We start from the raw sequence: 4,547 nt of genomic DNA on the forward strand, positions 1-4,547 counted from the left end.
TTGATTTGCTTATGGGCGCAGTTGCCAGACCGCACCTCTTTCTTAGCAAATCAAAAGGAGTGTTTATAACCTACGCATAACTATAAGTTTTCGGGAACCCCCAGCCTAGCTGGGGGTTTTCTTTTAACCAAGAAGCCGGGCCTTCCCTGAAAGCCCGGCTTCTTATTAAGAAAAACATCTACGGCTGCGAAGGCTCCTCCGATGAAGCACCTGCGGCCCCAGCGCCTTCCCTCTCCGGGGAAGCTCCGGCACTACCGCCGGAAAGCGCGGCGGAAAACGGCTCACCTGTAGCCTCCGCACATTCCGAAGAGGCAGCCGCCTTTTGCGGAGCGGGCTCGGAGTATGCCGCAGGAGCGGAAGTTTCCGCCCGCTCCCCGGACGGAGAGGGCGTCGTCTGTAAAACCTCTTTCCCCTGACCGCCGGCCGCTTCTCCGGGCAATGCTGAAGCCTCCGCGGCAGGTTCTGCAAGGCTCCCCGCCGAAGCGCCCCCAGCCTCCGTATCTGAAGAAGGCGGTGCAAAGGAAAGGGGGCCGGAAACTTCCCTGACAAAAGACTCGGAAGAAGCCCCTTCCGGCACTCTCCCGTCCCCGGGGTCGGGAGTTTTACCGACAGGCGTCTGTATCCTGCCAGAGACCTCCACGGCGGAAGTCTCATCCCGGGCTTCGGGAGCAGCGGCGGACTCCTCCTTCACCGAAGAGGGTTCCGCTTCCGGGGAAATGACATTCTGCACCTCCGCCTGCCTGTTCTCCCCTTCCACCGCCGCTTCCGGGAAAAGAACAAGCCGTGCGCGCTGTTCGCAAAGCCCGGCCATACTGCGGCAGACAAACGCCGCCGCGCGCACGGACTCCTCGGAAGCACGGCGACGGCTCAACCATTCCCCAAGAAACACCAGTTCCGCACTGGAAAGCGTTTTCCCCTCCGCACTGCGGCGAATGGCATGAACCATATCAGCACGGGCCCTTTCCTGCCTTGCGGCATACATACCCGCCTCACGGGAACATTCCTCCATGCGGCGGCTTTGTATGGCCACCTCTTCCTTGTTTCCCGCTTCTCTGGCCAGGGAAAGCGCGGTATAGGCGCGGGCGAAACCGTCGTTAGCGGCGGCTTCCTTTTCCGCCGCACGGCGTACGGCCGAGGAAAGAGCGGCAAGATCCGCCCCGGCGGCTGCGTCCAGCGAAGCGGAAAGACGCTGAAACTCCCCGGCATACACCAAGAACATGTCCGCAACCTGCGCATCGGAAAGCGGCGAACGGCCGCTCCGGGCCGCACGTTCCATTTCCTCCACAAAGCACGGCGCATACATGCGGTACAGAGCTTTCAACATGCCCGGAGTGAATACATAGTTCAGAACGCCGGAGCGGCTTTTCAGCGGGTCGCGCTCCACACTGCGAAGTGCGCCGGAATTGCTGTAGCGAAAATTCCCATACATGAGCGTAGCCGTGGTACGACCTCCGCGCCCCTCCCTGCGCGAAGGCACATATCCCGATACAAGCCAGCGGGCAACGTCGCGCACAAAGGCGACAGTCACCACGGAATCCTGCCTCTGCATATCCTGAACGGGAGGCCTGTTCTCCACCGTTCCCGAAGCGCTGTCCCCTCCGGGAAGCGTGGGGCCGCTCTCCTTCATGGCCTGCTCCACGCGGGCCAGTGTATCCGCCTCCGGATCGGCAGGGACAGGACGGGATTCCGTAGTAATGGCTGCCGATACTTCCCCGGCCTTTTGCTCTTCCCGCACCTCGCCCCGTGCTTTTTCCTGCCCGACATTCTCCCGCACGGCCGGCGCTGGAGGCGCAGAAGTTTCTTCCTCGGAAATCACTGCTCCGCTCGGCACGGCAGGAGCCGTCTTCACTGTGGGAGCCTGCCCTTCATGAAAAAGAAAAAACCATGCTCCGCCGCCGGCACAAAGCAAAACGGCAAAGCATACTGCCAGGTTACGGAAAAAACGCGAAGGGGCGGCCATGGGCGGGGACTCCGTCTTACCCGAAAATTCCGGGCGGGTTGGCATAAATTTACACTTCTTGTTTTTTAGCGTATTCCTCGGCGTCTGTGAAGTGCGGGCCTGCACGTCTGCGCTCTTGTACAGATCCCTATTCTCCGCCACGAGGTTCCCCATGAAGTGCCGCCGCTGCCGTTCCCGCGCCGTTGTTTCCCTGCCCAGCCACAATACCGCCTTCTGCCCCGACTGCTTTCTGGATTTCTTTTCCCGGCAGGTGGACAGAGGCATCCGGGAACACAAGCTCATGACCCGGAGCGATCGTGTGCTGGTAGCTCTTTCCGGCGGCAAGGATTCCCTCGCCCTCATGCTGGAACTGGGGCGGCAGGGCTATAATGTCACGGGCCTGCACATCGATCTCGGCATCCCGGAATCCTCACCTGCCGCGCGGGGTGTAGTGGAACGCTTCTGCAAAAAATACGATTTTCCCCTCATCATCCGCGATATGGCCGCCGAGGGCCTGGCTATTCCCGGTGTGAAGGCCGCGCTCCGTCGCCCCGTCTGTTCCGCCTGCGGTAAAATCAAACGCTACTACTTCAATCAGACAGCACGAGAGGGCGGCTTCAATGTGCTCGCCACCGGCCACAACCTTGACGATGAAGTGGCCCGCCTCACCAGCAATACCCTGCGCTGGGACAGGGCCTACCTCAGCGATCAGGGCCCCCTTCTGGAAGACTCCGACGGCTTCACCAGAAAAGTAAAACCGTTCTGGCGAGTCACGGAATTTGAAACTGCCAACTACGCTTTTCTTATGGGTATAGAAAACCACTATGCCCCCTGCCCCTACAGTGAAGGGGCCAGCTTCTCCACGCTGAAAGGCCTGTGGCTTGAACTGGAAGAAAAAATGCCCGGAAGAAAAATGGACTTCTACCACGGTTTTCTGGAACGCGGCAAGCCCGCCTTTCAGCAGGAGGAACAACAGAAGGGCCAAACCCTGCAACCCTGCGTCCGCTGCGGCTATCCCACTTCCTCGGAGATATGCGGCGTCTGCCGCATCCGTGAAGCCCTTGCCGCCCAGAAGTAACAAAGTCTTCCACCTGTAACAAAACGAAACTTGTCTTTTCCCGGAAAACGCCTATTCTGCAAGGTGTACAGGCAGGATTTCCCAGTGTCTCTTACGAAGGAGAATCCCATGAAGAGCAGATTTCTTGCCATCCTGTTCTCCCTCGCTCTTGTCGGTTGCGCCCCGGATCCCTATGGGCCGGACGTGTCGGGAAGCGTGGCCTTCGGTCCGGGCGGCATTTACGCCGGAAGCATCGGCATAGGTACAGGAGGATATTATACGCCGGGGTATTACGGAACTTCCCTCCTCTTCCCCGTGCTGCCGCCCCCCATACTCGTGCGCCCCCGGCCGCCGCACCCGCCGCACGGTATTCTTCCGCCTCCGCATCGCCCGCCGATGCACGGTATCCGGCCTCCCGGCCCTCCGCCGGGAGGGCCTCGTCCGCCTGCAATGCGTCCCGGCAGACCGAGGCATCCGGCCATGGCTCCGGGAAGGCCCGGCGGCCCGAGACCTCCCATGGTACGCCCGGCCGGTGGAAATACTTTCCGACCACCTGCCTTCAGGCCCGGCGGCATGCCTCGCCCCGGCGGCCCGCGCAGATAATCTTTTCAGCCCTTTGCCGGTTACGGCGAGGGGCTTTTCGTCTTAAAAACAACATATTCCTGCCGGAGACGGGTCTCAGCCCGGTATCTCCCCAAAAAAGAACGGCACGCCCGGCTCCTTGTGGAACCCGGCATGCCGTTTTTTTTTGACAAAGCCCTTTGGTCCTGCATATTCCTCAGGGCAAGGCTCAAGGCCCGGCCTACAGCCCCTCCTTGAACACGAGCCCATACGTCGGAAAACGGACGCCACGCTCCGGGCCGGAAGACGCCCTACTTATGGAAAAAAAACTTCATGCACCAGCAGAATACCGGCACAAGCAATATGACCACATAAAGGCGCATCATCTGGAACGCCATGATCGTAGGCAAATGCTCCGCCGCATCGGCAAGACCGATTACGGCGTTGAGTCCTCCGGGTGAAGTGGCCAGGATGGAACTTGTCACGTCCAGATCCGTCATGTGCCGCACCACAAAGGCCGATCCCAGCCCCGCCAGAAGCAGAATAACGGTACTCAGTACCATGACGGGGATCTGATCCTTCATGCCTGCCAGCATGTCCAGAGAAATCATGGAGCCTACGCAGATGCCTATGGCTATCTGCGCGGCATTGTAAAAAAGCGAAGGCATCTGCGCGTCGGCAATGCCGAGAAGCTTCACCGTCATGCTTCCCACCACGGCCCCGAGCATGCACCCTCCGGGAATATTCAGATATTTGAAAAGGCAGCCCATGGCTGTTCCGCAAACGACAAGCATAAGTATCTGATGATTCATGGCGGACCTCATCGCTGGAGATTTTTCAATTTTACCTTGAAATCATACGCGTTGCAAACATGAATTGCAGTTTTTTCATGGATATCGCCAATGTCCGCAGATAGTCCGCAACACTATGCCGGGACGTTGCATATTCGCACCTGCTCCCCTCTTTCCCTCGCTTTTCCATGGCCGGAAG

General features: G+C 59.4%; 3 protein-coding genes. 1 reads left to right on the forward strand and 2 read right to left on the reverse strand.

Features of this window, described 5'->3' with window-relative positions; all coding sequences use genetic code 11:
• Positions 1–178: 178 nt before the first annotated feature.
• Positions 179–1,849 (reverse strand): hypothetical protein, encoded by a 1,671-nt coding sequence (locus tag K8W16_RS00285; protein ID WP_304120150.1) that lies wholly within the window; start codon positions 1,847–1,849, stop codon positions 179–181.
• A 262-nt stretch (positions 1,850–2,111) separates the two neighbouring features.
• On the opposite strand from K8W16_RS00285, the gene K8W16_RS00290 reads away from it, so the two are divergent.
• Positions 2,112–3,017: a TIGR00269 family protein gene (locus K8W16_RS00290; protein ID WP_304120152.1), complete on the forward strand. Its 906-nt coding sequence runs from the start codon at positions 2,112–2,114 to the stop codon at positions 3,015–3,017.
• An 851-nt stretch (positions 3,018–3,868) separates the two neighbouring features.
• Here K8W16_RS00290 and K8W16_RS00295 read toward each other — a convergent pair.
• The gene (locus K8W16_RS00295) at positions 3,869–4,381 is read right to left on the reverse strand and encodes an AbrB family transcriptional regulator (protein ID WP_304120154.1); all 513 of its coding nucleotides are present in this window, start codon (positions 4,379–4,381) and stop codon (positions 3,869–3,871) included.
• Between the last annotated feature and the right edge of the window lie 166 nt (positions 4,382–4,547).

Source organism: Mailhella massiliensis, from assembly GCF_020741395.1.
Lineage (GTDB): Bacteria > Desulfobacterota > Desulfovibrionia > Desulfovibrionales > Desulfovibrionaceae > Mailhella > Mailhella massiliensis_A.

Coding starts and splice junctions, on each gene's coding strand:
- K8W16_RS00295 (WP_304120154.1), bottom strand. CDS start 4,381: ATGAGGTCCGCCATGAATCATCAGATACTTATGCTTGTCGTTTGCGGA.
- K8W16_RS00290 (WP_304120152.1), top strand. CDS start 2,112: ATGAAGTGCCGCCGCTGCCGTTCCCGCGCCGTTGTTTCCCTGCCCAGC.